Genomic DNA, 26,524 nt, shown 5'->3' with positions numbered 1-26,524 from the left:
AGGTATATTAGGGTTGCTGATAGCATGATCATCAGCAATACGCCCGCTGATTCACTAAAAAGCTGCTGACGACTAGGCCAGACGACTTTATCGAGTTCCTCTTTTGTTTCTTTGAAAAAGTCAACGACGTTAAACCCTGCTGGGGATTGATTAGTCCCTGCTTCATCTTTTTTTGCCACGGTAACTTCCCCTTGCAATACTCGACTGTGACCGCTTCTCAGTTTGGCTGAACAAACTCAAATAGTTTATGATAGCACTTCAACAGTGCTACAGCCAACTCTCAATCTCCAACGAATCTCAAGTTTTTCAGGGGAGTGGATTTCACCGACCAGATTGAGTCTCGCCGGATGGGGCTGCGGCTTCTTCTTTGCTCTGTGCGATTTCCGAACAAGTTACCCAGACGAACTTTACTCCGCCTGGGTCTTAAGATTGTTCAGCGCGCCCTGAAGGACTCGAACCCTCGACATCAGGTTTTGGAGACCTGCGTTCTACCAACTGAACTAAGGACGCATCGCTGCCGCTAATTTACTGACGCTTTTTCTAGTATAACATATTCTGCTGGCTGAACTGCAAAAAATTGCGAAAAAATTTGGAGACAGTCAGCAGCTCATCAGGCGTCAGCAGAGAGTGTTAAACGGGACGGTCAAAACGTTGCTTGACTCGGGTTGCCTTACCAATGCGATCGCGCAGATAATAAAGCTTCGCCCGCCGGACTCGACCTCTACGGATAACGGTGATACTCGCAATTCGAGGAGAATGTAACAGGAAAACCCGTTCCACTCCTACCCCTTGGAAAATCTTGCGTACCGTAATCGTTTCATTGATTCCACCATTTCGCATGGCGATCACAGTCCCTTCATAGGGCTGAATCCGCTCTTTTCCCCCTTCTCGAATTCGGACTCCAACTTTGACGGTATCGCCGACATAAATCAGGGGAAGTTCCTGTTTCTTCTGACTTTTGAGATTTTCGATCTCTTCGGTTTCTATCGAACGGATAATCTCTTTCGTGTGCATGATCACATACAAAACTCACGATCCATTATTATACTCATGCGTTAGATTATTGGTCAATCCCATGAGCGGGAGGTGGGGAGGTAGGGAGGTGGGGAGGTGGGGAGTTGCGAGGTGGGGAGGGGGGGTGCAGGGGGAGGTGGGGAGTTGCGAGGTGGGGAGGTGGGGAGGTGGGGTGCAGGGGGAGGTGGGGAGATCTTGCCTGTTGCCTATTGCATGAGCGCCTATTGCCTTTTGTATGAGCGCCTGTTGCCTTTTGCATGAGCGCCTATTGCCTGTTGCCTTTCCCCTTTCCCCTTTTCCCTATTGCTAGAAGCGCCTATTCCCTATTAACTGTACCTGAGAGGTTATTATAGGTTGCAAGTCCGCCCTCGAACGCCTCAATCTCCCACCGGAGATCAATCAAGCAGGCATCAGATACTCCAAAGTGCAACACTTTGCTCTGCAATTGTGCGACTTGATTCAAAACATCCTGGGGGAAGTTGGGACAGCCTAGAAAGATCACAGCCTCCATCTGTAAGGGTATCCTAATGATTAGAGGGTGAAAACTTCACCCCTAGTTTGAAGTGAGAAGCAGGAAATACCAATCCCGCCCCGCCATTGTTACCCGTTGTGCCTTTCTTGCATCCCTTTTTGGGAAAACAGTCGCACTCCAAGGCGTAGAGCTGCTGGCGGCGGATTAGCTCCAACTCGCAAATCCATTGAGAGGTTAATCGCTAATGGGCATACAAGATAATCAACCGCCACCTTCTAGATCTGGGGAAACTCGATCATCGGAAGCCATCTTGAGTTCTTTAATTGAGCAACTCGAAACGGTCCATCAACAGGTTAAACATGAATTATCTGCTGACATTGAACGGCTTCAGAAAGATAAAAACCGCCTAATTGAAAATATTGAACAACTCCATCACCAGTACGACAAGTTACAAAATCAACACCAACAAGCCCTTTCTGAGCGGCAATTCGCCCAACAACAAGTCTGGCTGAAACAGCTTGCTCAGGTGTTAGCTAGTAACCTACAACGGGAGTTAGTCGCACGAATTAATCGGCTGAGAACATCCTCTGACCAACCCCTCCTAACAACTGATCCCTCGGGGTTGCAACTCCCGTCTTCTTTACAGTCTGATTTAAGTGCGACGGAGTTGGAAGCGGTTTTAGATACCAGTCTCAATGATACATTTCGTGAATTGCAGCAGGAGTTAAGCACTTACCAAAGCGACTTATCGCAACGGTTATCTCATATGCAAAGTCTCGAACAGCAAGTTGAGATGTTGCTAGAAACAGTCGTTAGCCGCTTAAAAAATCAAATTGATCGTTCTGCGATCCCAAACGGGGAAAATCAACCTGAAACCTCAACAAAACCGTCCGTTAGCCCTGTGCGTCCTCAACCAACGGTTATAGAAGGCTCAAAACCCCCCTCTCCACCCACTCAACCTACTTCCTCAGTACAGTTGGGTTTATTCTTGGCGTTAATGTCCGCCGTCGCGCTGTCGTTGTTTAACGTTTGTCTCAAAATTATTCTCCAAGGTCCTGAACCTCGTCAGATTTTTGGGTTATTTGAAATTGAGGGAATTATCTCACCGGGACTCGGGAATTCGCTGTTAATTCTGTTACTCCGAATGATTGTGGTTATGGCTTTAATGCCTGTTGTTGCCACTTTTTTGTATCCGGCAGTTTGGAGCGATATGAAACGCTTTATTCAGTCCCGTGATACTTCTTTGATGTTAACCGTCATTGGTAGCGGGTTCTTTTTGTTTTTGTCTCAAGTGTGCATCTATATTGCCATTGGAGAGATTCCAACTGGCATTGCGATTACAATTTTCTTTATCTATCCTATTGTCACGGTTTTGGCTTCTTGGGGGCTGTTTGGCGATCGCCCGACGTTAATTCGTGTGATTGCTATGGTGATCATTCTAGGCGGAGGTGTTCTCTGTCTTCCGAGTTTCTTTGGGGGTGCAGCCGGAAATACTCAAGTGGGAATCATTGCATCGGTGGGTGCTGGGGTTGCTTTTGCCGGATATGTATTACTGACACAAATGGCAGCCGGAAAGTTGCATCCCATTCCGTTTAGTTTGGTGAATTTTGCTTCGATTTTTGTCTTCTGTTGTGTGAGTTTAATCTTCTTGCCTGACAACTTGAGTATGGATGTTGATGTCAATGTTTGGCAAGGTTTAATGTTTGGTGGAGTTGTTCTCGGTGTTCTCACCCTTTGTAGCTATCTGTTTCAGAACTTTGCCATTCGTTCTGCGGGTGCTGCATTGGCTTCAATTATTGGTACATCTGGCCCCGCTTTAACGGCTTTATTTGCCTTTTTTATCATTGGTGAAGCTTTAACCCCTAAGCAAATTCTTGGTATGGCTTTGGTGATTTTAGGGGTCGGTGCTATGAGTTTTGAACGTCTAGTCAAGGCTAAGAAAAAAGCTGCTTAAACCTGAAAAAATAACAGCTTTTAAACTCTACCTTTTTTGAAAAACTACTGCGTCTATTTTTCCTGTAGGCGTATTTTTTTGTATTTAAACTCAAACGAAAAACTACGGAGAGTTATACTAATTAATCTATAGGTTTTGATCGGTTATTTTTTAACTCCAGTATCTTCTAGGATACTAACCCACTTCAAAGTATCTACTTTTCACGTCAAAAAGATTACCCTAAACTAAAACTAGAGATAAAACCTTCAAAATAGGAGAACACAAATACGATGAGCGAACCCAAAATTTTTGATAAAAAACCAACAGTAATGGAACTTGAACCCGGCACTTACTATTGGTGTAGTTGTGGTCATTCAGCTAAACAACCCTTCTGTGATGGTTCTCATCAAGGAACAGAATTTACCCCAGTTGTATTTGAACTCACTGAAAAAAAATCTGTCGCCCTCTGTCTCTGTAAATATACAAAGAATACACCCTTCTGTGATGGTTCCCATACTCGCCTATAGACTCATCACCTGTAGACCCTAGCGTTAAACTCTTGCAAAACTGAGTCTCTATTCTCAAATCTGAGGATAGAGATTTTATTGATTAACCTGGTAAAATGAGGTGTTATATTAATATTCTGTGCATTCGCAAACTTCTGTTTTAAATCGTGAGTAGAGACCTATTCGCCCGTGAAGCCCTAGCCCAAATTCCTAAAATTCTAACTCTGTTAGACCGCAATCCCCACAGCCCAACCTATGGCTGTTTTGACCGCAATTTTTGGCATTATAAAATTATTGATTTCCCCAGTGGAATGGCGCAGGAGTTTGTCTGGCCGTTAGCTCTGGCGTATGAGACTAATATTCCAGAGAACCCTTATTATCAACAACCCATGTTGCGAGAATGGGTAGAAGCAGGCATTCTTTACGCAGCACATACTGCCCATCGAGATGGTTCCTGTGATGATTATTTTCCCTTTGAACGAGCGGCAGGAGCAGCGGCTTTTTCTTTACTGGCAGGTCTAGAAAGTTATATATTACTCGGGTTGATGGATTATGAGGCGTTAAAATTTTTTGAACGTCGAGCAAATTGGCTGGCTAGTCACTACGAAAGCGGTCAATTATCGAACCATGAAGCGTTAATTATTTTGTGTTTAGAACGCTTAGGACAACTGTTACAAACCTCTAAATGGCGACGAACAATAGCGACTCGTTTAGAACGGTTATTATCTTGGCAAAGTTCAGAAGGATGGTTTAAAGAATACGAAGGTTGTGACCCAGGCTATCATACTTTAACCATTTCTATTTTAGCACAACTTGATCGTCTGAAACCTGATAATCGCTTAAAAGATGTGCTTTCCAAAGCGGTTGAATTAGCGGCTCATTTTATTCATCCAGATGGTAGCTATGGGGGCGAATATGCCAGTCGCAATACTTATAACTTCTTTCCTCATGGCTTTGAGTTGGTGGGGCTTTGGCTTCCAGATGCACTGCGAATTAATGATCAATTTTTGCAAGGCTTAGAAAAGGGTTTAGCCCCCTGTTATGGTGATGATCATATTATTGGTCATCATACTTGGAATTATCTCTTAGCGTGGCAAGATTTTATTCCGGAACGTCCTCAACCCATGCCGCGTGATGTGGGAAGTATTTGGTTGCAGGAAGCGCAGATTTTGATTAAACGCCGACCTGGAGTTGAGTTATATATTGCACTGAATAAAGGGGGAGTTTTTAAGTTATTTGATGCAGATAATTTAGTCGCTTCTGATACTCATTTATCTTTACAAGTTCGACAAGGAAGAAAGTTAAAAAATGCAGTCAGTCATTTAATGGATTCTTATCAAGTTAAAGTCCAACAAGATGAGATTACAATAGAAGGACAACTCGGTTGGGCAAAACAAACCCAAATGTCTCCCATTAAGTTAATTATATTACGAGTAGTCATGCTAACGTTTGGGCGTTTTTTCCCGAACTTAATTCGGAAACTTTTACAAAAAATATTAATCACTGGAAAGCAACCTGCTCCTTTTCGGTTTAAACGAAATTTTAAGTGGGAAAATCATCAATGGAAAATCACAGACGAATTATCTTCTGCTTCTTGGAAAGGGGTAACTTCTGCCGGAATTGGTAGCGATCAAACGTCTATTTATGTAGTAATGAGTCGGACGTTTCAACCCGGTCAATTACAACCATGGTTAGATTTAACACCGGAGATTAAAAAAATATCGATGGGTCAATCTTTGAAAATTGAACGCAGTTTTTAAAGGTTAACTCAAAGATATTTAAACTATTCATCCCTTGAAAAGAAAAGAAAAATCTAATTTGTCTGAGTACCTTAGAAGGATCTTCAGAATTCTACTTTAGGGCAGAAAAGGAGCCGGCTGTTATGATTTGAAATGAATGATCCGGAATAATCCCGGAATGTGTGGAACTCCCCAGAAGAATTGTCAGGGCTGGCTATACCGTTTTTTTTCCCTTGCTTTTTGGTCAGCCTAACCAATCTTTATCAACTCCCCAAACCTGAGCGTTTGCTGTTAAAATTTTTATTAGTCAAAAATTTGACTGTTTTGCTAAACATCACTCTAATCCGATTACCAACTGGTTAAGAGCGCTTTGTCGAGAAATGATCGCAGCGTTGTCAGGGAAAAGGAGTAGGAGTTATTGGAATGTGGTTAACGAGAGGTTTTGTCTTGTCTTTAATGGCGGATGATGCGGTATTGATACCTGTGGCGAGTCAACCTTCTGTATCTTTTTCAATGACAACCGAATATAAACAATCACTCGGAATTTCTGATCTAGAACTTGCTCAACCTAACGCTAAATTAACGCCAGGGGTGAATCTATTGGCTTTGCAGTTTAGCGGATCTCGAACTTGTCCGGCTGAACGTTTTGTTCGTTTGCGTCGGGAGTTTGGTGATCAGGTAGAAACGATAGAAATAGATTCGGCCTCCGGAAATCCTCACCAAATTTCACCGATGGCTTATGCTGTGTTGACAGTTCATTTTGTCGATAGCCCTGAATATCCTACCTAAACGGCGATAACGCGAATTTTGATATTTTTTAATGAAAAGCTGACGTGAAGTTTATGAAGTCCCTATCCACAGACGCCGTTAAGAAGTTGAACAAAAGCTTCAGAAGTCATCATATTCATTGGGTTGGGTTGGGGATTTGGTTTATACTAGCCTTAGTCTTACGGATGATACTGCTGGCTTCTAAACCAATCTGGAGTGATGAATTTGCGACATTAGTTTTTAGTTTAGGCCAGAGTTTCCGCAGTTTACCGTTTGATGTGCCGATTTCCCTAGACACTTTGCTTTCTCCATTAAGACTAGATGCCAGTTTATCGATTGGGTCTGTACCTGAAAATTTACTGCGGGAGAGCAATCATCCACCTGTGTATTTCATGCTGACTCATGTTTGGGTGTGGCTGTTTGGTCAGGATGGAGATTTGGTGTCGATTTGGGGAGCGCGATCGCTGAGTGCTATACTGGGGGCGGCTACCGTTCCGGCGATGTTTGGATTGGGTTGGGTTACTTTTCGTTCCCGTGTCGTGGGACAAATGGCAGCCGCTTTGATGGCTATTTCTCCCTATGGCGTGTATTTGGCACAGGAAGCCCGACACTACACCTTAGCGGTAATTTTGATTATAGCATCCCTTGGTTGCTTAATTACAACAATTTATAAAATCCAACAAAAAAATTCTTTAGCTGTTTGGGTAGCATTTCTGTGGGTTATCATCAATACCCTGGGAATTGCTGTTCATTTCTTTTTTATTTTTACTCTGGGTGCTGAAGGTCTAGTAATGGGGGGATTTTGGTTAAAAAATTGTCAATTTAAACCGTTTAAAGTTCCGTCTTGGAAAGTCTGGAAAAATATTTATATCGCCATGATCGGGAGTACAATCGGAGGTCTAGTTTGGCTGCCGATTTTTCTCGATATTTCTAACCCAGAAAGTGAGTTGATTCGCTGGACATTTCATGGTGATCCGGTGGGTAATTTTCTTGAACCGATTGTTCGATTAATGGCTTGGATTACAACCATGATTGTGATGTTGCCTGTTGAGAATCAGCCGTTATTGGTTTCGGTGATTTCAGGCGTTATCCTGTTGGGAGCGATTATTGTTACGGGGAAACTAATCTATAACAGTTGGAAACTACAATCTCAAAGCTGGCGATTTTCTCAAGAGATTTTAACGGGATTAATTGCAAGTGCTATTTTAATTATTCTGACGATCACCTATGTTTTTAGCATTGACTTAACACTGGTTGCTCGTTATCATTTCACCTATTTTCCAGCAATTATTCTTTTAGTTGCAGCGAGCTTTGCGGTCAGTTGGCAAAATCCTGGACAACAGAATTGGCGACGAAAGGTTATTGTATTGATTGGATTTGTAGGGTTGATTGGATCATTAAGTGTTGCAACTCATTTAGCTTATCAAAAACCAGATCGTTCTGATTTAGCCGCTCAGTATATTGCTGAACGGTTAACGCCAAATATTCCGACATTAATTGCTACCGTTCATAAAAGTCACGAACAAACTGGAGAAATGATGAGTATTGCTTGGCAGTTAAAACGGTTGGGAACCTTAACAAATTTTCCCCAATTTTTACTCGCCCAAAAGTTAGGTCATCCGGAGATTCCCATGAACACGCTGAGTCAAACGGTAGATCTTTCTAGCCGACCGTTGAATTTATGGTTAATCAATTTTGCAGCCCCTTTTGAACCCGAAATGCACAACTGTAGTGATGATCCCGATTTTAAATCTGAAGTTCCGGGCTACCATTTACGAATGTACCGCTGTGAATCGGATCAAATTTAAGTTAAAGTTAACGTAATAAATTGACTGGAATTGAAAATTTATTGTAAAATAATGACGCGAGAGCAACCCAAGTCGATCTTCAACCCGAGGAAACCTCTAATGTCAAACGCTTTAACAATAAACCAGTCATCGGCGAGACAGAAAAATGCAACCGTTAAACAATCGAAAATTAAAAATTTTACTGATCGTAGAACAATGTAATCCCGATTGGTCATCTGTTCCTTTAGAGGGATTTAACTACTTTAAAGAAATCTATCAAATTGCAGATGTCACCGTAGTAACCCACGCAAGAAATCAACCCAATCTTGAAAACAAAGGATATAATGTTGTTTATATATCCGAAAGTTCCGCTATAAAACAGTATTACAAATCGGTTGCCAGTGTAGCGATGAAAGGCCGGGTAAACTGGCCTTTGTATCATTTACTCAGCTATCCGGTTTATGCAGAATTTGATCACCGTGTTTATCAAGCTTTTAAGCAGCAAGTTCTCCAAGGAGAATACGATATTGTTCATGCAATCACTCCGATGATGCCACGATATCCTTATAAGATTATCAAAGCTTGTCAAAAGAGTAATACTCCCTTTTTATTAGGCCCTGTCAATGGAGGTATTCCCTTTCCGGAAGGGTTTAAAGAAACGGCTAAAAAAGAAAGTGCCAGTCTCAACTTTTTAAGAGCATTAGGCCGATACCTAATTCCGGGTTATGTCGAAACCTACAAAAAAGCCTCTCATATCTTGGCGGGTTCAACCTACACTTTCAATCTATTGCAAAAACTCTTTGCTATTCCTGATGATCGCATTTCTCTGTTATATGAAAATGGAATTGAGAATGACTTTCTGATGGAAGTAGAAAGATATCAAATTTCAGATCGTCCGATTAACCTCTTGTTTGTCGGGCGATTGGTTCCTTATAAATGTGCAGATGTTGTCATTGAAGCTATCGGTCAATTAAAATCTTCCCTGCAAAATCGAATTAAACTTTCAATCGTAGGGGATGGTTCCGAAAAAGAGAATCTAGAGAAAATGGTGCAGGATTTGCACTTAGGTAGTCAGGTGAACTTTGCAGGCTGGATTCCCCAACAAGAAACAGTTAATTACTACAGACAAGCCGATGTATTTTGTTTTCCCTCAATTCGAGAATTTGGAGGGGCAGTTGTAATCGAAGCAATGGCTTGTGGACTTCCCTGTATTGTCGTTGATTATGGTGGAATTGGCGAATATGTCACAGAAGAAGCAGGATTTAAAATTGAACCTCGTTCCCGTGAATATCTTGTGAAACAGGTAAAAGAAAAGATCAAAATATTGGTTGAAGATCAACAATTACGAACTCAAATGTCTGTTAATTCTGTTGAAAGAGCCAAAGAATTTGTCTGGAGTAACAAGGCGTTGAAAATGCACGAAGTTTATGAGTCTGTATTAGAAAGTTCCAATACAGTTTCTGATTCCTCTAATGAGTCTAACAAGTTAACATCTAAAGAGTTTCATACGGCTTAATAAACTTATTGAGTTTGAGGGAGTTCGAGAATACAGTTGGCATCTACAACAATAAAAGTATCTGTTTGGTATACTGAACAGAGATCAATTAACGTTGTAATCACTGCGGGGGGAGTATCTGGTTTGAGCGTCGGTTTAACTTCCTCTGCTTTAAATTTCCACTGTCTAAACCAATTATTATTGGTTAAATAGTACGGAATAAAAGCATTACCATCCAACAAGATTAAATCTACATTATAAGTTTGAATAAAATTCCGTAAAACTTGTAAATCTTGACTGTATTGAGCCTCAATTAGATCCATTGCTCTTTGACGAATTTGACGATGATAACCGACTTGATAAGGAATTGAATATTCCCAAGCAATTAACACAGAACGTTGAGCAAAAGAGGGAATATTATCGGCTTCTGGGGAGAGAGAAGCAATCAAGGTATCTTTGGGTTGTTGAGAGAGAAAGTCATAGAGAGTGGCTTCCCGAGGTTCTTTATAACTGGGAGAGGTAAATGTTTCCAGAAAACTCGGATAAAAAATCACCACAATGGCTATGATGGTTGTGACTCCTAAAGCCAATAAATTCTGAAATATCTTAATATTTTTAGGTTGATAAATTGAAGGTTGTTCTACCCATCTCAGCAAAGCATCTATAATCACAGTTAAGGTAATTCCGGTAGACACTGCGATTAAAAGATAAAAACTATGGCTAGTATATCGATTGGGTAAAAACAAATAAAATAGGAAAAGATGAGCCAGAAAAAATAAACTTAAAGAAACGAACAAAAGTTGTATAAAAAAAGCTGAGTTTTTAATCTGCTTAACTAGAGTAAATTGACGGGGAAACCTTGCTAATATCGGTAAAAATAAGCCCAAACACAGCGTAATCGGTGAAAATAACTCTCGGGGAATCATACCGCTACGAATTCCTAATAACCAATATTCAATTCCATCATCGCTGAAAAAATTTCCCCGTCCATTTTCTTGAAATTCGGGTAAAGTTTTGGCTTCTGCAACGTTAATAATTGGCCCATATTCCGAGGAACTGATTAAATAATAAACAAGCATTAAACTAGCAATAACTAATCCAGTGACATAGAATTTGATCTGTTTTTGATCAGAAATGAAACAGATTTTTTTATCTTTAATTTGAAATAAATTAATCAATAAAATCCCGGCGGAAACGAGTACAGTAGGAGGATAAAATAATCCTTCTAAAATCAAAACAATTAAACAGGGAATAACTGATTTTTTCAGAAAATAGTAGAGAAAACCCAAAAATAAAGGATAAGAAAAAGAAGAAGCGATCGCCGCAACAAAGATATCTTTCATCCAGATACTTTGATTCAATAAAAGTGAGGTGATAAATGCAGCCATCGGAATGGGAAAAAGCTGTAAACAAATTCCAAAACAATAGCCTGTCATTATTACCCCTAAAACCAGTGGTAAACATTTATTAATTACCATTGGATCAAGGTTAAAACTGATAAAAAAACGATAAACTGTAGTGAGTCCAAAAGGTTCAACCGATGCAAAAAAATTAGCAATTAAATCATTGGGAAATAGTTCTGGATCTAAAAAACGACGCATCCAAAAAATATGCTTACGAGCATCATCCTGAACAACATATTCTCCATCAAAAGCTTGCTGTAAAACCAAAATACTATAAATAATACTAAATGTGAGACTTAGACTCAACCAAAATAGAATTCGCCAATGGGATAGACTTTGTTGGGGAGTTGTGAGAAATTGACGGAAGTTTTGAATAAACATAGCACCTTAGTTTAAAGTAATTCTATCGGTGAGATGATCATAATTTTTTTCGTCTTGTTCCTCTAACAAATTGGCACAATAGACGCTACGATGAGAAACAAAGATATTAGTCTCAAGTAAAGTTATGACTGAAATAAAGTCAAGTTTACCCCTCTACACGAAGAACCCTGTAACTCGGTTTTCTCCCAGAGCCAAAGAATATGCTCAGTATAGACCCAGTTACCCTCCAAAAGCGATTGAAAAGATTATAGAGGGATTAGGTCATAATAGCGCTATTATTGGAGCAGATATTGGCGCCGGGACAGGAATTTCTGCACGTTTATTAGCCGATAGAGGTGTTCAAGTTTTAGCGATTGAACCCAATCAGGCAATGAGACAAATGGCGACTCCTCATCCCCAAATTGAGTGGCGAGAAGGGACAGCAGAAGCAACTCATTTAGCGACTCAATCTGTTGATTTAGTGACTGCTTTTCAAGCATTTCATTGGTTTAATCCTGAACCCACACTCCGAGAATTTTGTCGGATTTTAAAACCGGGTGGACGAGTAGCAATTGTCTGGAATCATCGCTATCGACAAGATCAATTTACCCAAGAATATAGTCTGATTTTCAAACAAGCTTCTCAATACAATTCAGTCATTCATCAAAAACGTCGCCGACCGATTACTTCACTGTTAGAAAGTTTAGACTTTCAAAATCAGCGCCATCAGATGTTTACTCATCGTCAGGCTTTAGATTTAACAGGATTAATTGGTCGAACTCACAGTGCATCTTATATTCCGACTCAAGGCGCAGAAGCAGATGCGATTTTAACGAACGTGCAAGAATTATACCACAAATGGAAAGATGAGCAAGAATTGGTTTATATTGAATATCGCACTGATGTTTATCTCGCTGAAATCAAACCGAGATGATTTTAACGACCTTGAAAAGACCCATTTTGCATCTACACAGTTTATTAATTCGTTGTTCTGCAAATAGCAGGAGTTCATCGACAAAATTTTGGTTGAGTTTAAGCTTGACTTTTGCCACGATTTATAGTTTATTAGCAGTCCAAGAAGCCTTTAGTGGTGAATATGTTATTCAAGATGATGCGAGACAACATATTTTTTGGATGCAGAGATTTCTAGATGCTGAGTTGTTTCCAAATGATTTAATTGCTGATTATTTTCAATCGGTTGCACCCGGAGGTTATCAAAGTCTATATTGGATATTAACTCGTTTGGGAATCAGTCCTATTTTTTGGAGTAAAATTATTCCTTGGGGATTAGATCTGGTCACAACATTTTATTGTTTTAGAATAACTTTAGAACTTTTACCCATTCCTCTCGCTGGGTTTATTTCATCGACTTTACTCAATCAACAACTCTGGTTAAATGATGGCTTAGTCTCTGCTACACCGAGAGCATTTGTTTATCCTTTGTTTTTAGGATTTATCTATTTTTTATTGCGAAAATCAATTTTAGAAAGTGCTATTTTTATTGCCTTAATAGGATTGTTTTATCCGCAAGCGGTGTTAATCAGTACAGGAGTATTAGTCTTACAACTGTTTGATTGGAATAAACATTCAGTGGGTTTAACTTCGGATCTAAAAACTCGTTGGGTGAGTCTGATTGGACTCGGAGTTGCTTCTATTGTCATTTTATATTATGCAATGAGTTCCAGTGAATTTTCACCTGTGATTACAGTCGCGGAAGCCAAAGCAATGTCTGAGTTTGGAGGCGCAGGAAATAGTGCATTTTTTCAAGATAATCTCTGGGATTTTTGGGTCACGGGTCAACGGAGTGGTTTACTTCCAAAATATTTATTTAGACCAACTTTAATTATAACAGGTTTCGGGCTACCGTTACTATTTGTTCATCAAAATAAATTTCCTCTCGTTTCAAAAATAACACCGAATATCAAAATTTTATCTCTAATTTTAATCTCCTCAACGAGTTGGTTTATCGCCGCTCATTTAATGTTATTTAAACTTCATCTTCCCAGTCGTTACACCAGTTATACTTTTCGCATTTGTTTAGCGTTAGCCGCTGGAATAACTTTATGTATTCTCTTAGATAAAATCTTAACATTGGCGAGTCTATCTCGCCGTCAAAACTGGAAAAAAATAATAGCTTTAAGCTTAACTCTATTTTTGGGACTAGGAATTATTTTAGGATCTTGTTTCTGGGGAAAGTTTCCAAAAACGAGTTATGTGATGGCAAAAGAACCCGAAATTTATCACTTTTTTTCCCAACAGCCTAAAGACACTCTCATTGCTTCTATTTCTGAGGTTGTGAATAATATTCCTAGCTTTTCTCAACGTTCTGTTTGGGTAGCCTGGGAATATGCAATTCCCTATCATTTAGGATATTATGATCAAATCCAACAACGAGCGACTGAATTGATCAAAGCTCAGTATAGCTCTAATCTGAATGTACTGCAAACTTTAATTCAAACTCACCGATTTGATTTTATCATTTTAGATCAAACCGCTTTTACTCCTGAATATATGCTCGAAAATCGTTGGCTGAGACAATGGTATCATTCTTTAAGCAAAGATATTATCGCGGATATTAACAATGGAAAAAATCCCGCGATTTTACAAACAGTTTCCCAATGTTCGCGTTTACAAACTCAAAAGATAATCATTTTAGAAGCAGAGTGTTTAGTTAAATTTTAGAAGGAAAAGTTTAAAAGTGATTCAATTAAAATCTTTAAAGTCGGGGTTATCTGTCAGCTTAGACATCTTGATTTTGGGTATTACCCTCGGCATTGCTTATGTTCAAGAACCCCTTTATACTTCTAATCAAAACACTAAATTTTTACAAGGAATGGCACAAGCCGGAATTGGATATCTCGAGCAAGACTGGTTAGCCAATACCTTAGATCCTTTACCTGTATTTACCGCTTTAGTCTGGTTTAGTTCAGCTTTTTTACATCCTTACTTTTTTTACCTATACTATATTATTTTATTTGGAGTTTATGTTTATAGTTTAATAGGAATTGCTGAAATTATTTTTCAGTTTGATCGTCAAGTTAAAAAGATTATTTATTTAGTTTTTATTGTAACATTACATTGTCTAAAAATCAGAATATTTGATTTTAAAACTCATATCTATCTCCATTACGGCGTTGCAGAACAATACTTATTAGGAGATTACTTTCAAACCAGTAATTTTGGTGTTCTGATTATTTTATCGATCTATTTATTTTTAAGAAAACAAAGATTTTTATCAGTATTGGCTTTAGCGGGAGCGGCGACTGTTCATCCGGCTTATCTTCCCAGTGCAGCTTTAATAACGTTATCTTATCTGATTATTTTGTATAAAAAAGGAGAACGCTTTAAACAGATCTTCTTTGTCGGTGGGTTATCATTTCTCTTGGTTTTACCTGTTACTCTTTATATGTTTTTTGTCTTTCAACCCACAACTCCAGAAACTGCCGAACTCGCCAAAAGCTTAATTGTTAATCGTATTCCCCATCATTCCTTTCCGACTGCGTGGTTTGATCACATTGCATTTGTACAAATTTTAGTGATTGTTGTCGCTATTTATCTTGTCCGTAAAACAGACATATTTTTAATTTTAGGAGTGCCGTTTATCGTTGCTAGTTTTGCTACCTGCTTACAAATTTTTATCAAAAATAACAGTTTGGGATTTATTACGCCGTGGCGAGTTTCTGCCTTTTTAGTACCGTTATCAAGTTGTCTGATTATAGCTGTCTTTCTTCGCTATATTTTTAATAAATTCCCCCAGACTTTAAACAAACAAGACAAATCCATTATTTTTATCAGCTTAATCATTCTCTCAATTTATGCTTTTGTAGGAGCAGAAGAACAAGTCCGAGAGTTACAAAATCGTCCAGATTATGCAAATTTGATGGATTTTGTCAAGTCAAATCGACAACCCGAAGATTTATATTTAGTGCCTCATACTTCCGGAAACTTTATCGAATTTAGACTCTATACAGGAGTGCCAATTTTAGCTAATTATAAATCTCATCCTTATAAAGACACTGAGGTGATTGAATGGCATAATCGACTTATGATGGCACAAAAATTTTATTCTCCTGATTTTCGAGAAACCCGATGTCAAGCCTTAGAAGAAGCAGTCATTGCCTATCCGATCAATCATGTGATTACCGAACTCGGTGACATTAATCCTTGTGCGGGTTGGAGTCTGATTTACGATGACCAACGCTACAAAGTCTATAAACCCTTACCCGAAAGGCTACAAAATTAGAAGAATTGTGAATTAAAAATTGAGTCAAAATTGTCAACTTAATCTAGAGATACTCTTTTAAAGTTCCAATCTTAAAAGCTAAAGCTTCAACCCGACATAGATTTGATACAATTCTAAACAGTATGGAGGAAAAGGTTACAACTTAATTCATCAAGCGAACCAGAGAGCGAGAACAATAGTTAAAATCAATTAGAATAAACCTGGGAGGTCTGTTGGAGTCTGTTCGTATAACTCCAGGAGTTGCCAAAAATAAAAAGAACTCAAGGGTGCAAAGCGTGAGAGTCCGATAACGGATGATCAATTCACTAGCCGCGCTTGGAATTTATTTGAATTACTCGGACAGAACTCCAGCCCCAAGTCAATTGATCCATCCCTGATTTATTACCCGAAGGTGCTGATCCCTGCGAACTTAACAACTCCATTAAGTTCATCGGTGGAGACTCCCGCATAGCCTTGGCAACTTCACCGATTTCTTAAAATCCTGAACACCTAAGACTTCAACAGATTAACCTAGAAACTAGGGGAAAATAAAACCCCGAACACTAAACCATTCAAATGCAGACTCAGTTCTATAACATTGTGAAGGGTAAAGCCGGAAAGTACCTGATGACAATCTGGCTTATTGCTGCTGTTTATTTGGCAACAGCAAAGCTGACGATTGAAACCCTGATCCTTAGTCCAACCGATGTCATCTTTTTGCCGACTGCCGGAATTGCTCAGGCTGCACTGTTGCTGTTTGGAGGTCAATACTGGCCAGGAATTGCTTTAGGGGCCGTATTAGCAAACCTATTGTCGCCAACGGGATCAATGGCAGCCATCCTGTATAGTCTCAGTGTGACCCTACAAGTGTGTTTAGGGACTTGGCTGCTAAAACAAATTAACTTTTCAGGCCGACTCCAACGCCTCAAAGACGTTTTAGGATTGATTATTTTAGCCGCCGGAATTTCGACCCTTATCGGTTCGAGCTTCTCTACCGTTCATTTGTCAATTGTTCTGTCAGACTGGACAAAATTTGATGAAATTTGGACTCGCTATTGGTTAGCCAACGCCATCGGTATTTTAGTGGTCACCCCCTTACTTCTGACTTGGGGAATGAGGCTTCAGGATCGATACAAACGACAAGACACGACAGAACATTCTTTTCTCGCTACAATCGGTCAGCTTTGGCAAAATTATCGGCAAACTTCCACCCCGGAACACCCAGAATATACCCTAACCGAACAAGCAACACAACTCCTCTATTCCCTAGAAGCGCTGGGCTGGCTACTGCTGAGTCTGGCGTTGAACTGGTTTGTCTTCTGTTCGCGTACTCGTACCGCTTCGATTCGTTATCCCCTAGAATATTTGCCCTATCCCCTGATTGTTTGGGCTTCTCTGCGGTTTGGTCAACGGGGTGCTGCTATTGCTCACTTTTTAACCGCTACGTTTGCAGTTTGGGGGTTAATGCGCGACAGTGGCCCCTTTATTGATCGCAGCACCGATATTCCCCAAATCTTTTCCCTACAAGCCTTTATTGGGGTGATGATCATTACCGGTTTGGTTCTCGCCTCTACCGTCGCCGAACGTCAACAAGCCGAAGCCGCTCTGCGAGCCAGCGAAGCCAGTTTAGCTCACGCTCAGGGCATAGCTCAAGTAGGTCATTGGGATCTCGTGATTCGGGGTTCCCATCTGTACTGGTCGGATCAACTGTATCGCATCTTAAACCTAGAACCTCAGTCTGTTCCAGCGACCTTAGAACTGTTTTTGCAGTCGGTTCATCCTGAAGATCAAAATTTAGTTCGTCAGTCTGTCGAGCAAGTTCTTGACCAACAACATCCCTACACCATTGACTATCGGTTAGTTTTGCCCGATGGTCGTCAACGTTTTGTCTGCGAACAAACGGTCATTTCACCCACTCGCATTAGCGGAACGGTACAGGATATTACCGACCGAAAACGCTCAGAAATAGCATTACGGGCTAGTGAAGAACGATTTTCTAAAACCTTCGCCGCCAGTCCGATTGGGATTGGAATTTGTACGTTTTCCGATGAATGTTTTCTCGATGTTAATCAGAGTTTTCTGCGTCAACTCGGTTGGAAACAAGACCAGGTGATTAACGCCACAACTCAACAACTCAAACTCTGGGTGAACTCTGAGGAACATCTACAATTGCGAGAGGTACTCCAACAACATCATCAAGTGAGTAATCTCGAAATTCAAGTTTACAATCAGGCGAGTGAAATTCGTAATTGGTTGATTTCTATTGAATTAATTGACTTAGGGGGAATCGAATGTCTATTGATGATGGGGAACGATATTACCGAACGTAAGCAAGCCTCTTTACTTCGCAACGCCAAAGAAGCTGCCGAGGCCGCCAACCGTGCCAAAAGTTTATTTTTAGCGAATATGAGCCACGAACTGCGAACCCCGCTCAATGCGATTCTCGGCTATAGTGAACTCCTCCGAGAAGATGCTCAAGACATGGGGTTAGAAGAGTTTGTGGGAGACTTGAAAAATATTCATGTTGCAGGTCATCATTTGTTAGACCTGATTAACGATATTCTTGACTTCTCAAAAATCGAAGCGGGTCGGATGAATTTTCATCTAGAAACTTATACCGTCGCCACTTTACTGTGGGAAGTTGAAACCACCATTGCCCCCCTCGCCGAAAAAAATACAAACACTTTTAAAATTGAAGTGGCTGAGGAGATTGATATCATTCATACTGATATTACCAAGGTGCGACAGTCGTTATTAAATTTGTTGAGTAATGCTTGTAAATTTACCGAACAAGGTCTAGTCACCTTAAAAGTTTGGACAGAAACCAGCGACTCGCTGACCGCTGAACTCCCAACGGTACCGGCGCCCGACTTACCCAACTTGACTCCCCAAAAAGATTCACTGATTACTGATTTCCCTTCTGCCTCTCAAGCAAATACTAAACCCATCACTTATATCATTTTTCAAGTCATTGATAGCGGTATTGGTATGAGTCCCCGACAAATTACCACTATATTTAATCCCTTTACCCAAGCTGATGAAAGCACCACCCGTAAGTATGGAGGGACAGGTCTGGGTTTAACTATTACTCGCAAACTCTGCGAACTCATGGGCGGACAACTTACCGTTACCAGCGAGTTAGGTCACGGTTCGACCTTTATCATGCGACTCCCCCAATTCCTTTATTATGCCCAAGAAGATTGAAACAGAGTAGAGGCAATTAATTGATGAATTTGCCCCTACACGGTTAACGGTTAAGCCGGAATCGCTTTTAAGGTACGCAAAGCTTCATCCACGTGGGCTTTAAAATCCAGCATCGAATCAAAAATATGCCGGACAACGCCTTCTTTATCGATCACATAAGTCACGCGCCCGGGAAGTATCCACAGTGTCGCCGGAACACCATACAGTTTACGAACCTGACTACCCGAATCACTTAACAGGATAAACGGTAAATTATGCTTTTTAGCAAATTGTTCGTGATCATAGGCCGAGTCTGAACTCACCCCAATCACTTCGGCCCCCGCATCTTTAAAGACTTGATAGCTATCGCGAAAAGCACAGGCTTCAGAGGTACATCCCGGCGTATCATCTTTGGGGTAGAAATACAGAACAACGGCTGTGTTTCCCCGAAAATCTCCTAAACTCACCGATTCTCCCGTTTGAGAAGTTAAAGTAAAATCGGGTGCAGTGTCTCCTACTTTAATCGCCATATTTGTTTGACCCAGTAACTTTGATCTGAAAAAATATTAACTTTTGTTTTGACACTCACTGCCCGGTCGGAAAGTGATTCTTAAGAAGTGCAAGTTTGAAAGGCTAAAGCCCGCTCAAACTTGATTCTTAAAGGCATAGCCAAAGATGCCGCTACTCTGTCCGGTGTAAAACCATTCAGACTACTTTTCCTGCCAATATTTGCCGCAGCTTGACAATCGGCATTAACGAGAAATCCATACTTAGATTTGTACAAACCTCGCTGAATACGCCTACCACTGAACTTATAACCAATGGGATTGTCAGCGTTGAAAACCGGAAGTTGATCACCATCAAGAAAACTGGCTTTCGAGGTATAGGATTCTTCCTGCTCGATGTAAGTCCAGCCCAAACGTTCACACATGGCTTTGAGTTTAACTCTCAAACTGTGGTGAGGAATTTGTACGAACTTTTGATTGGCATTTTTGCCCAGGTTGATTTCTTTTTTGATCCCCGGATTAACACCAACCACAATGTTTGTAATATGATTTTCCAAACACCAATCAGCAATATAGCGCACTGCTTTATTGAGGTAATCTCTAACTCGATTGTTTCGATTTACAACTATAGAGACTTGTTGAGCCGTAATTCCTTTTATCCCTTGCTTGTCTTTAATGGATGCAAGTCTAGCATTTTGCTTGTTGTACCACTGGTTAATCGATTTGAGTTTTCGGCCGTCCATCAGGAACGACGACCCAGTGTTAGAGACACAAGCTGCCAGATTGTCCAAGCCCAAGTCTATAGCCAAAGAATTGTCAGTTTTCTGAGGTTTCTGTGCATCTTCAATCACGATAAACTCAACCTCGAAAAATCGAGCATTGTACTTAGGGATAATCCGAACTTCCTTGAGTTCTTTATCTTTAAGTCTTTCAGGAAATGGAATCTTGACGGCTCCATATTCCTTCTTGAAAGCTCTCGACATTGGAACATTAAAGAATCCATCTTTAACTTTGACTCTTGGCATGATCAAAGGGAAATAACCCGACCTTGGCAAGTATCGAGGCAGTCGGATTTGTTCAAATCGGTACAGCCCACTTTTAGCCACTTGTATCAATTTAAAAAAGGACTGAAATGAGCGACTAACTACCTTCAAGGTTTGCTGTGCAATATCTGTGTTGAGAAGTTGATAATTCTCGTTGGTTTTGCATTGATGATAGTTCGATTCGTAGCGAAGATATTGCTTTTCAGCAAAATAAAACTGTCGAACATTGTACAGCCCAACGTTGTACATATTCTTCGACAATCTACACAACTGCCTCAAAGCCGTGTATTCAGGACTCGACAGATTCCTAATTTTGTTCTTCTGAGTGAGGTACATTGATTGCTTTTCGCTACAATCAACATTATAAAGCGAGAACTAGATTTTGTGTTGTACAAACGAAGCCCTGAAGGACTTCTCCTGTTTTCCTCCAACGCCTAAAGACTGTGGTTTCCAACTTAAAAGAGGTTTCTATGAGAACTCAATCCCATTTTGATATTGATATTGCGACCTTCATCGACCACACCCTACTCAACCCCATGGCCACTCCCGAACAAATCCAACAATGCTGTGATGAAGCTTTACAATACAAATTTGCCAGCGTTTGTGTTTACCCGAGTTCTGTGCGTCAAGTGGCCGATAGACTGCATGGAAAGTCCCCAAAAGTCTGCACGGTGATTGGTTTTCCCAGTGGGGCTAGCACATCGGGAGTCAAGCTGCATGAAAGCCTAGAAGCAGTTGAAAATGGGGCGCAGGAGTTAGATGTTGTGATTAACTTAAGTTGGGTGAAAGCCGGAAAAACCGAGGAATTGTATCGAGAAATTGCTGAAATTTGTGAACAAACAGATCAAACGGTAAAAGCGATTATTGAAACAACTGTTCTCAATGACTCCGAAAAACAAATTGTAGCTGAAGTTTTAATGGATGCAGGCGCTAATTTTATTCAAACCAATACAGGCTTGTATGGGGGCGCGACAGTTGTCGATACCCAATTCCTCAAAGAGATCATTAAAGGACGGATTGGACTTAAAGCTTCAGGCGGAATTACAACCTGCCAACAAGCAATAGACTTAATCGTTGCGGGTGCGACTCGCTTAGGAACTTCTCGCGGTGTTTATTTAATTCGTCAGCGAGATGACGACAACGAGAATAATTAATCTAAAAGCTGGCTATGAGTCGAACCTACACCGCAACTGGAATTAATTTAAAAGCGATCCCTTTAGGAGAGTCTGATCGTCTCCTGACGATTTTAACACCCGAACACGGTTTAATCCGGGCTGTTGCTCCTTCGGCCCGAAAACCCCGCTCTAAGTTGGGAGGGCGCAGCGAGTTATTTATTGTCAATCAACTCCTGCTCTACAAAGGGCGATCGCTTGATAGAATTACTCAAGCAGATCTGATCAAATCCTATGGCGGTTTGAGTAAAAATCTGGGGAAACTCTCAGCCAGTCAGTATTTAGCAGAAGTCGTGTTATCTGTCGCCTTGAGTGAACATCCTCAAGAAGAACTATTTCTGCTGTTGAATGAACATTTAGATCGCTTAGAACATTTACCCAATACTCCCCAAATTGAAACCATCACCGCAACAATTGCCTATCTGACACACGGGATGTTTCACCTTCTGGCTTGGAGTGGGATTTCACCCCAAGTACAGCACTGCTGTCTCACCCAACGTCCCTTAGTTGCTAATTTTACCAATCCCCGTTGGCGCGTGGGGTTCAGCCTAGAGGCGGGTGGAGTGATCAGTTTAGAAGCCCGAGAAAAACCCACTCCCGACGACAAAACCGATCGTCAATCGATCAACCCTTCTCAACCTTTTGGGGGGATAACCCATGTTAAACTAAGTGCATCTCAGTTAGCGATTTTGCAAAGATTAGCTCATCCTCGTTTGAGTGATGAGTTTGAGTCTAGGCTGATGTCTCAACAAACCACGACGATAACCCCTCGTTCTATTTCTCTGTCTGATTGGGTAGCGGTTGAACGTCTTCTCCGACGATATGCTGAGTATCATTTAGGGCGTGCTATTCGCTCGGCTACGTTGATTGACACGTATGTTGAGCAGTTTCAACTGAGCGATTTCTGATCGAAGTCTTGGCTCAACCTCGATTCTAAACTTTCAGAGGAACACTCAGCAAGACAAGAGTTAGCCAGAGACATTATTGAGTAGATGAACAAGGGTTGAGTACAGTGATTACCGAGTCTTCAGTCTGCACAAACGCTTTCTGAAATGAATTGATTTGGGTATCAAATGAGTTTGCTTGAAATTTCAGAAAAGATTTCTCACTCTAAAATTGAGAGAAAATCTGTTTCGTGAACAGGTGAACTGGATAGGGGTTAAATAAAGCATCAGATCAACGGCAATCATTGCCATTTCCCTGATCAAAAGAAGGAAAAATTTCCAATTATCAAATCCAATCAAAAATAATAAGTTAATCATTGTGATCCCCTGTCCTCACCTCCAATGAACCGAATCTGCTGAGTTAGCTAAATCTAAAAAATATAATGCAATCGTTAAATCCAGACAAAAAATCGTCAGTCAAAAAAGAAACAAAAAATGGATACTTAGAACAGACTTCCACTCCAGAAAATTCATTAAATCCACAGAATAAGGGCAAGGTCAATCATCCTCAAACATCAACTCAAAAAACATCAACCCAAAATTCCCTAAAAACCCAGCCATCGGCGACCTCAAATATGCTCAGAGAAGACGAGGAAGAACGGGGCTTTTTACCTGTACTCAGAAATGGCAACTTCTTAGTTCTTTGGAGTGGCCAAGTGTTTTCCCAACTCGCGGATAAAGTTTATTTGGTTTTGATGATTGCTTTGATTTCTACCCGCTTTCAGCAAGCCGATCAAACCATTAGCGGTTGGGTTTCAGCGGTGATGATTGCCTTTACCATTCCGGCAGTATTGTTCGGTGCGGGCGCTGGAGTTTATGTGGATCGATGGCCGAAAAAAATCGTTTTAGTCCTTACCAATCTCCTGCGAGGTGGGTTTGTTTTAGCCCTTCCCATAGTTTTGTGGTTCTCGGAGGGAATGAGCTTAGGATCTCTACCATTGGGTTTTTGTCTATTGTTGACAATGACCTTTTTAGTCTCAACTTTAACCCAATTTTTTGCTCCCGCCGAACAAACAGTCATTCCTTTAATTGTTGAACGCAAGCACTTATTATCGGCAAATTCACTTTACACAACCACAATGATGGCCTCGGTGATTATTGGGTTTGCCGTCGGAGAACCCGTTTTAGCCATTGCTGATCAATTCTTTGAAACCATGGGTTGGGGCCTCAATATTGGCAAAGAATTAATTGTTGGGGGAAGTTATGCGATCGCTGGCTTGCTATTAATGACCTTGAAAGTTCGGGAAAAAAGAAATTTCCAAGCCGAAAGCCCTCACGTTTTAGACGACTTGCGCGATGGCGTGAAATATCTCAACGAACATCACAAAGTTCGCAACGCCCTCATCCAACTGATTATTTTATTTAGCATCTTTGCCGCTCTTGCCGTTCTCGCCGTTCGTTTAGCGGAGATCATCCCCTCCCTCAAATCTTCCCAATTTGGCTTTCTACTGGCCGCCGCAGGGGTCGGTATGGCGATTGGTGCAGGGTTGCTCGGTCAGCTCGGACATCGGTTATCTCATATTCAGCTAGCCTTAGTCGGTTCCATTGGGCTAGCGACTTGTTTAATGGGTTTAGCTGTGTTTGGTCAGCAGTTAGCTTCGGCTTTCATCTTGATTATCCTTCTGGGCTTGTGTGCTGCGGTGGTGGGTATTCCCATGCAAACCACCATCCAAGCCGAAACTCCCGAACAAATGCGAGGAAAAGTCTTTGGTTTACAAAATAACGCTGTGAATATTGCCTTGAGTTTACCTTTAGCATTAGCTGGAGTTGCAGAAACTTATCTCGGCTTGTCTATCGTTTTTATCGGTTTAGCGGCGATGGCAAGTTTAGGCGGCGTTTTAACTTGGTATATCAACCGACGCGAATTCAAACAGTCATAAGTCACGGTTGACAATTTTAGCTTGTCCAAAAGGCATAGAATCGGTAAATTTAGATGCGTAACAGCTTATTCGTGGTAAATTCATCCAAAACCAACGAATGACACTCTTATTCATCTGAATGCATATTGCTTGGCTTGGAAAAAAATCACCGTTTTGTGGGAATGTCACCTATTCGAGAGAAGTCACCAACACCCTATTAGACCGAGGATATCAGGTTAGCTTCCTCCATTTTGCCGCTGAAAACTCTCCTCGACAACAAGGTCACAAAGGAACTCGGGATTGGTCGTTAAGTTGTCAGACTCAGGAAGTTTCTCTCCCTTGTTTGTACAAATCTCAAATTTATACCATTCCCACCTTCAAATCGAGTAAAGTTTTGATGCAGTCGTTACGACAATTACAACCCGATGTGGTTCATGCGTCGTTAACCCTCTCTCCCCTGGATTTTGTTCTTCCTGAAATTTGTGAGGAACTGAATCTGCCTTTAGTGGCAACCTTTCATCCGCCCTTTGATCGCAAACTGCGGAATCTGACATCCGGTACTCAACATCTGATGTACCAGATTTATGCTCCTTTTTTGGCTCATTACGATTGCGTGATTGTGTTTTCCCAAATTCAACGGGATTTATTAGTGCGGTTGGGGGTACCGGAAGCCAAAGTTGCCGTGATTCCCAATGGAGTCGATGAACTCAAGTATTCACCGGGGCCATCCCGACTGAAAGCCGAGTTACAAGCTGATCGGGTCTTTGTCTATCAAGGTCGTCTTGCTCCTGAAAAAAACGTTGAGTCTCTCCTGAAAGCTTGGAAAAAGTCAGAAATGGGTCACGATTGCCATTTAGTTATTGTCGGAGATGGCCCGTTAGCGACTTCGTTGCAAATGTATTATGGGTCTGAAGATGGTGTCGTCTGGCTCGGTTTTGTCGGGGATGAAGATCAACGCATTGAAATTTTACGGGGGGCTGATGTGTTTATTTTGCCTTCTCTGGTTGAGGGATTATCGCTGTCATTACTCGAAGCTATGGCTTGTGGTGTTGCTTGTATTGCGACAGATGCAGGGGCGGATGGAGAAGTTCTAGAAGGAGGTGCTGGAATTGTCTTGGAAACCCAAGGGGTAGCGACTCAACTACGAACTCTACTTCCTCTGTTTCGCGATCATCGAGAGTTAAGTACACTTTTGGGATATAAAGCTCGTCAACGGGTCTTGGATCGATATACACTAAGTCGGAATATTACTCAAATGGAACAGTTGTATGCGGAGATTGTTCAACAAAGGCGTGTACCTTGCCCTCGTCGCTAAAGGGTCGGGGGATGTGGCTAAGTGAACTCACAACCAAGGAGATCTAGTCTCGATCAGACAGATGGTGAACCGAGAACGAACGATTGTTGTCTTAGGGGTTGTCAGTGCAATCGCCTCTCTCGTTATTGGAATGGCGAGAACAGCAACGGTGTCTGAACTCCCTCACAAGCAACCTGACTATGAACGACTCTCGAAAATGTTAGCGGCCGGAGCTTTTCAAAAAGCAGACCGACAAACTTATCGGATCATGTTGATTATATTGCAAAAGTACCCCGATCAACTTTCAAAATCGGTTTATTTGACCGAAGATGATATTGTGAATTTTCCCTGTGAAGATTTACTCAAGCTTGATCAACTTTGGTCTCAATATAGTCGCGGAAAGTTTGGTTTTAGAACTCAGCAGCAAATTTGGATGAATCTTCAGCAGAGTCAGGATTCTCAATTCTGGAATCTCTCAGAATTATTTGATAACTTTGCCCAACAAGTAAACTGGAAAGTTGCTCAAGGTTGGAAATCCTACGAGGAATTAACGTTTGATTTAAAGGCAAATCCCGGACATTTACCTGCACTGGCTGCGGGGGGTTCGGTGACAACAATGATTCCAGTCAAGGATAACCAAAAATTAAAATCTAAAACAGATATGCCGCTCTGGGGATTTAATGTTCACTGTGTTCGAGCCAATCAAAAGGATCAGTTGATTAAATGTACACCCAATCTCAGTCCGGCTATTTTTTCTCGGTTAGCCAGTTGTCAAATTTAGAGTTAATTGAAATGACTTGTTTTTGAATTGCAATCAAAGCGGG

General features: G+C 41.0%; 20 protein-coding genes and 1 tRNA gene. 15 read left to right on the top strand and 6 right to left on the bottom strand.

Annotated elements, in window-relative coordinates; genetic code table 11:
- From secE to rplS, 3 genes are all read right to left on the bottom strand, one after another.
- Nucleotides 1-179: preprotein translocase subunit SecE (gene secE / locus M595_RS11345; RefSeq protein ID WP_023066292.1), on the bottom strand; the 179-nt coding region annotated here is incomplete at its 3' end.
- A gap of 258 nt (nt 180-437) precedes the next feature.
- Nucleotides 438-510 (bottom strand) — tRNA-Trp (locus M595_RS11340).
- Between the two features lie 120 nt (nt 511-630).
- Entirely contained in the window at nt 631-1,014 is a 384-nt protein-coding gene (gene rplS / locus M595_RS11335) for a 50S ribosomal protein L19 (protein ID WP_023066321.1), read from the bottom strand.
- 716 nt (nt 1,015-1,730) lie between these two features.
- On the opposite strand from rplS, the gene M595_RS11325 reads away from it, so the two are divergent.
- The 6 genes from M595_RS11325 to M595_RS11300 all read left to right on the top strand — a co-directional run bounded on the left by M595_RS11325 (nt 1,731) and on the right by M595_RS11300 (nt 9,735).
- Nucleotides 1,731-3,440 (top strand): DMT family transporter, encoded by a 1,710-nt coding sequence (locus M595_RS11325; protein ID WP_023066334.1) that lies wholly within the window; start codon nt 1,731-1,733, stop codon nt 3,438-3,440.
- A gap of 269 nt (nt 3,441-3,709) precedes the next feature.
- Nucleotides 3,710-3,946: a CDGSH iron-sulfur domain-containing protein gene (locus tag M595_RS11320; RefSeq protein ID WP_023066352.1), complete on the top strand. Its 237-nt coding sequence runs from the start codon at nt 3,710-3,712 to the stop codon at nt 3,944-3,946.
- Nucleotides 3,947-4,092: 146 nt separating this feature from the next.
- Nucleotides 4,093-5,685 (top strand): hypothetical protein, encoded by a 1,593-nt coding sequence (locus M595_RS11315; protein WP_023066330.1) that lies wholly within the window; start codon nt 4,093-4,095, stop codon nt 5,683-5,685.
- 402 nt (nt 5,686-6,087) lie between these two features.
- Nucleotides 6,088-6,453 carry a hypothetical protein gene (locus M595_RS11310; RefSeq protein ID WP_023066300.1) on the top strand — a complete coding sequence of 122 codons (366 nt, stop codon included), beginning with the start codon at nt 6,088-6,090 and terminating at the stop codon, nt 6,451-6,453.
- 53 nt (nt 6,454-6,506) lie between these two features.
- Complete coding sequence (locus tag M595_RS11305) at nt 6,507-8,240, top strand: glycosyltransferase family 39 protein (RefSeq protein WP_052001755.1); 1,734 nt, start codon at nt 6,507-6,509, stop codon at nt 8,238-8,240.
- Nucleotides 8,241-8,385: 145 nt separating this feature from the next.
- The gene (locus M595_RS11300; protein ID WP_023066326.1) at nt 8,386-9,735 is read left to right on the top strand and encodes a glycosyltransferase family 4 protein; all 1,350 of its coding nucleotides are present in this window, start codon (nt 8,386-8,388) and stop codon (nt 9,733-9,735) included.
- 5 nt (nt 9,736-9,740) lie between these two features.
- On the opposite strand, the gene M595_RS11295 is transcribed toward M595_RS11300, so the two are convergent.
- Complete coding sequence (locus M595_RS11295) at nt 9,741-11,498, bottom strand: hypothetical protein (protein WP_023066319.1); 1,758 nt, start codon at nt 11,496-11,498, stop codon at nt 9,741-9,743.
- 124 nt (nt 11,499-11,622) lie between these two features.
- On the opposite strand from M595_RS11295, the gene M595_RS11290 reads away from it, so the two are divergent.
- From M595_RS11290 to M595_RS11275, 4 genes are all read left to right on the top strand, one after another.
- On the top strand, nt 11,623-12,411 hold the full coding sequence (locus M595_RS11290; protein ID WP_023066351.1) for a class I SAM-dependent methyltransferase: 789 nt from the start codon (nt 11,623-11,625) through the stop codon (nt 12,409-12,411).
- Entirely contained in the window at nt 12,408-14,159 is a 1,752-nt protein-coding gene (locus tag M595_RS11285; RefSeq protein WP_023066291.1) for a hypothetical protein, read from the top strand. Before M595_RS11290 ends, M595_RS11285 begins: the two co-directional genes overlap by 4 nt.
- Nucleotides 14,160-14,175: 16 nt before the next feature.
- Nucleotides 14,176-15,720 (top strand): DUF6798 domain-containing protein, encoded by a 1,545-nt coding sequence (locus M595_RS11280; RefSeq protein ID WP_023066329.1) that lies wholly within the window; start codon nt 14,176-14,178, stop codon nt 15,718-15,720.
- 606 nt (nt 15,721-16,326) lie between these two features.
- Nucleotides 16,327-18,903, top strand: coding sequence for an MASE1 domain-containing protein (locus M595_RS11275; protein ID WP_238987063.1), 2,577 nt, complete (start codon nt 16,327-16,329; stop codon nt 18,901-18,903).
- 50 nt (nt 18,904-18,953) lie between these two features.
- Here the strand turns inward: M595_RS11275 and M595_RS11270 are convergent, their stop codons facing one another.
- Both M595_RS11270 and M595_RS11265 read right to left on the bottom strand, forming a co-directional pair.
- Nucleotides 18,954-19,412: a peroxiredoxin gene (locus M595_RS11270; protein ID WP_023066290.1), complete on the bottom strand. Its 459-nt coding sequence runs from the start codon at nt 19,410-19,412 to the stop codon at nt 18,954-18,956.
- Nucleotides 19,413-19,492: 80 nt separating this feature from the next.
- Nucleotides 19,493-20,767, bottom strand: a complete 1,275-nt coding sequence (locus M595_RS11265) for an RNA-guided endonuclease InsQ/TnpB family protein (protein WP_023066293.1) — start codon at nt 20,765-20,767, stop codon at nt 19,493-19,495.
- A gap of 134 nt (nt 20,768-20,901) precedes the next feature.
- On the opposite strand from M595_RS11265, the gene deoC reads away from it, so the two are divergent.
- The 5 genes from deoC (at nt 20,902) to M595_RS11240 (ending at nt 26,481) form a co-directional block, all read left to right on the top strand.
- Nucleotides 20,902-21,585, top strand: a complete 684-nt coding sequence (gene deoC / locus M595_RS11260; protein WP_023066342.1) for a deoxyribose-phosphate aldolase — start codon at nt 20,902-20,904, stop codon at nt 21,583-21,585.
- Nucleotides 21,586-21,599: 14 nt separating this feature from the next.
- Nucleotides 21,600-22,511, top strand: a complete 912-nt coding sequence (gene recO / locus M595_RS11255) for a DNA repair protein RecO (protein WP_023066282.1) — start codon at nt 21,600-21,602, stop codon at nt 22,509-22,511.
- Between the two features lie 419 nt (nt 22,512-22,930).
- Nucleotides 22,931-24,427, top strand: a complete 1,497-nt coding sequence (locus M595_RS11250) for an MFS transporter (protein WP_023066320.1) — start codon at nt 22,931-22,933, stop codon at nt 24,425-24,427.
- 118 nt (nt 24,428-24,545) lie between these two features.
- On the top strand, nt 24,546-25,721 hold the full coding sequence (locus M595_RS11245) for a glycosyltransferase family 4 protein (RefSeq protein WP_023066322.1): 1,176 nt from the start codon (nt 24,546-24,548) through the stop codon (nt 25,719-25,721).
- Between the two features lie 61 nt (nt 25,722-25,782).
- Nucleotides 25,783-26,481, top strand: a complete 699-nt coding sequence (locus M595_RS11240; protein ID WP_023066314.1) for a GUN4 domain-containing protein — start codon at nt 25,783-25,785, stop codon at nt 26,479-26,481.
- Nucleotides 26,482-26,524: the final 43 nt, after the last annotated feature.

Source organism: Lyngbya aestuarii BL J, assembly GCF_000478195.2.
Lineage (GTDB): Bacteria > Cyanobacteriota > Cyanobacteriia > Cyanobacteriales > Microcoleaceae > Capilliphycus > Capilliphycus aestuarii.
Note: the sequence above shows the minus strand (reverse complement) of the source record. Positions and strands in the feature narration are given on the sequence as shown.

Excerpts from the sequence above, each read along its gene's own strand:
- M595_RS11305 (WP_052001755.1), top strand. The coding sequence starts at position 6,507 with ATGAAGTCCCTATCCACAGACGCCGTTAAGAAGTTGAACAAAAGCTTC.
- recO (WP_023066282.1), top strand. The coding sequence starts at position 21,600 with ATGAGTCGAACCTACACCGCAACTGGAATTAATTTAAAAGCGATCCCT.
- M595_RS11295 (WP_023066319.1), bottom strand. The coding sequence starts at position 11,498 with ATGTTTATTCAAAACTTCCGTCAATTTCTCACAACTCCCCAACAAAGT.
- M595_RS11285 (WP_023066291.1), top strand. The coding sequence starts at position 12,408 with ATGATTTTAACGACCTTGAAAAGACCCATTTTGCATCTACACAGTTTA.
- M595_RS11325 (WP_023066334.1), top strand. The coding sequence starts at position 1,731 with ATGGGCATACAAGATAATCAACCGCCACCTTCTAGATCTGGGGAAACT.
- M595_RS11290 (WP_023066351.1), top strand. The coding sequence starts at position 11,623 with ATGACTGAAATAAAGTCAAGTTTACCCCTCTACACGAAGAACCCTGTA.
- rplS (WP_023066321.1), bottom strand. The coding sequence starts at position 1,014 with ATGCACACGAAAGAGATTATCCGTTCGATAGAAACCGAAGAGATCGAA.
- M595_RS11245 (WP_023066322.1), top strand. The coding sequence starts at position 24,546 with ATGCATATTGCTTGGCTTGGAAAAAAATCACCGTTTTGTGGGAATGTC.
- M595_RS11270 (WP_023066290.1), bottom strand. The coding sequence starts at position 19,412 with ATGGCGATTAAAGTAGGAGACACTGCACCCGATTTTACTTTAACTTCT.
- M595_RS11240 (WP_023066314.1), top strand. The coding sequence starts at position 25,783 with ATGGTGAACCGAGAACGAACGATTGTTGTCTTAGGGGTTGTCAGTGCA.
- deoC (WP_023066342.1), top strand. The coding sequence starts at position 20,902 with ATGAGAACTCAATCCCATTTTGATATTGATATTGCGACCTTCATCGAC.
- M595_RS11320 (WP_023066352.1), top strand. The coding sequence starts at position 3,710 with ATGAGCGAACCCAAAATTTTTGATAAAAAACCAACAGTAATGGAACTT.
- M595_RS11300 (WP_023066326.1), top strand. The coding sequence starts at position 8,386 with ATGCAACCGTTAAACAATCGAAAATTAAAAATTTTACTGATCGTAGAA.
- M595_RS11275 (WP_238987063.1), top strand. The coding sequence starts at position 16,327 with ATGACAATCTGGCTTATTGCTGCTGTTTATTTGGCAACAGCAAAGCTG.
- M595_RS11250 (WP_023066320.1), top strand. The coding sequence starts at position 22,931 with ATGCAATCGTTAAATCCAGACAAAAAATCGTCAGTCAAAAAAGAAACA.
- M595_RS11265 (WP_023066293.1), bottom strand. The coding sequence starts at position 20,767 with ATGTACCTCACTCAGAAGAACAAAATTAGGAATCTGTCGAGTCCTGAA.
- M595_RS11310 (WP_023066300.1), top strand. The coding sequence starts at position 6,088 with ATGTGGTTAACGAGAGGTTTTGTCTTGTCTTTAATGGCGGATGATGCG.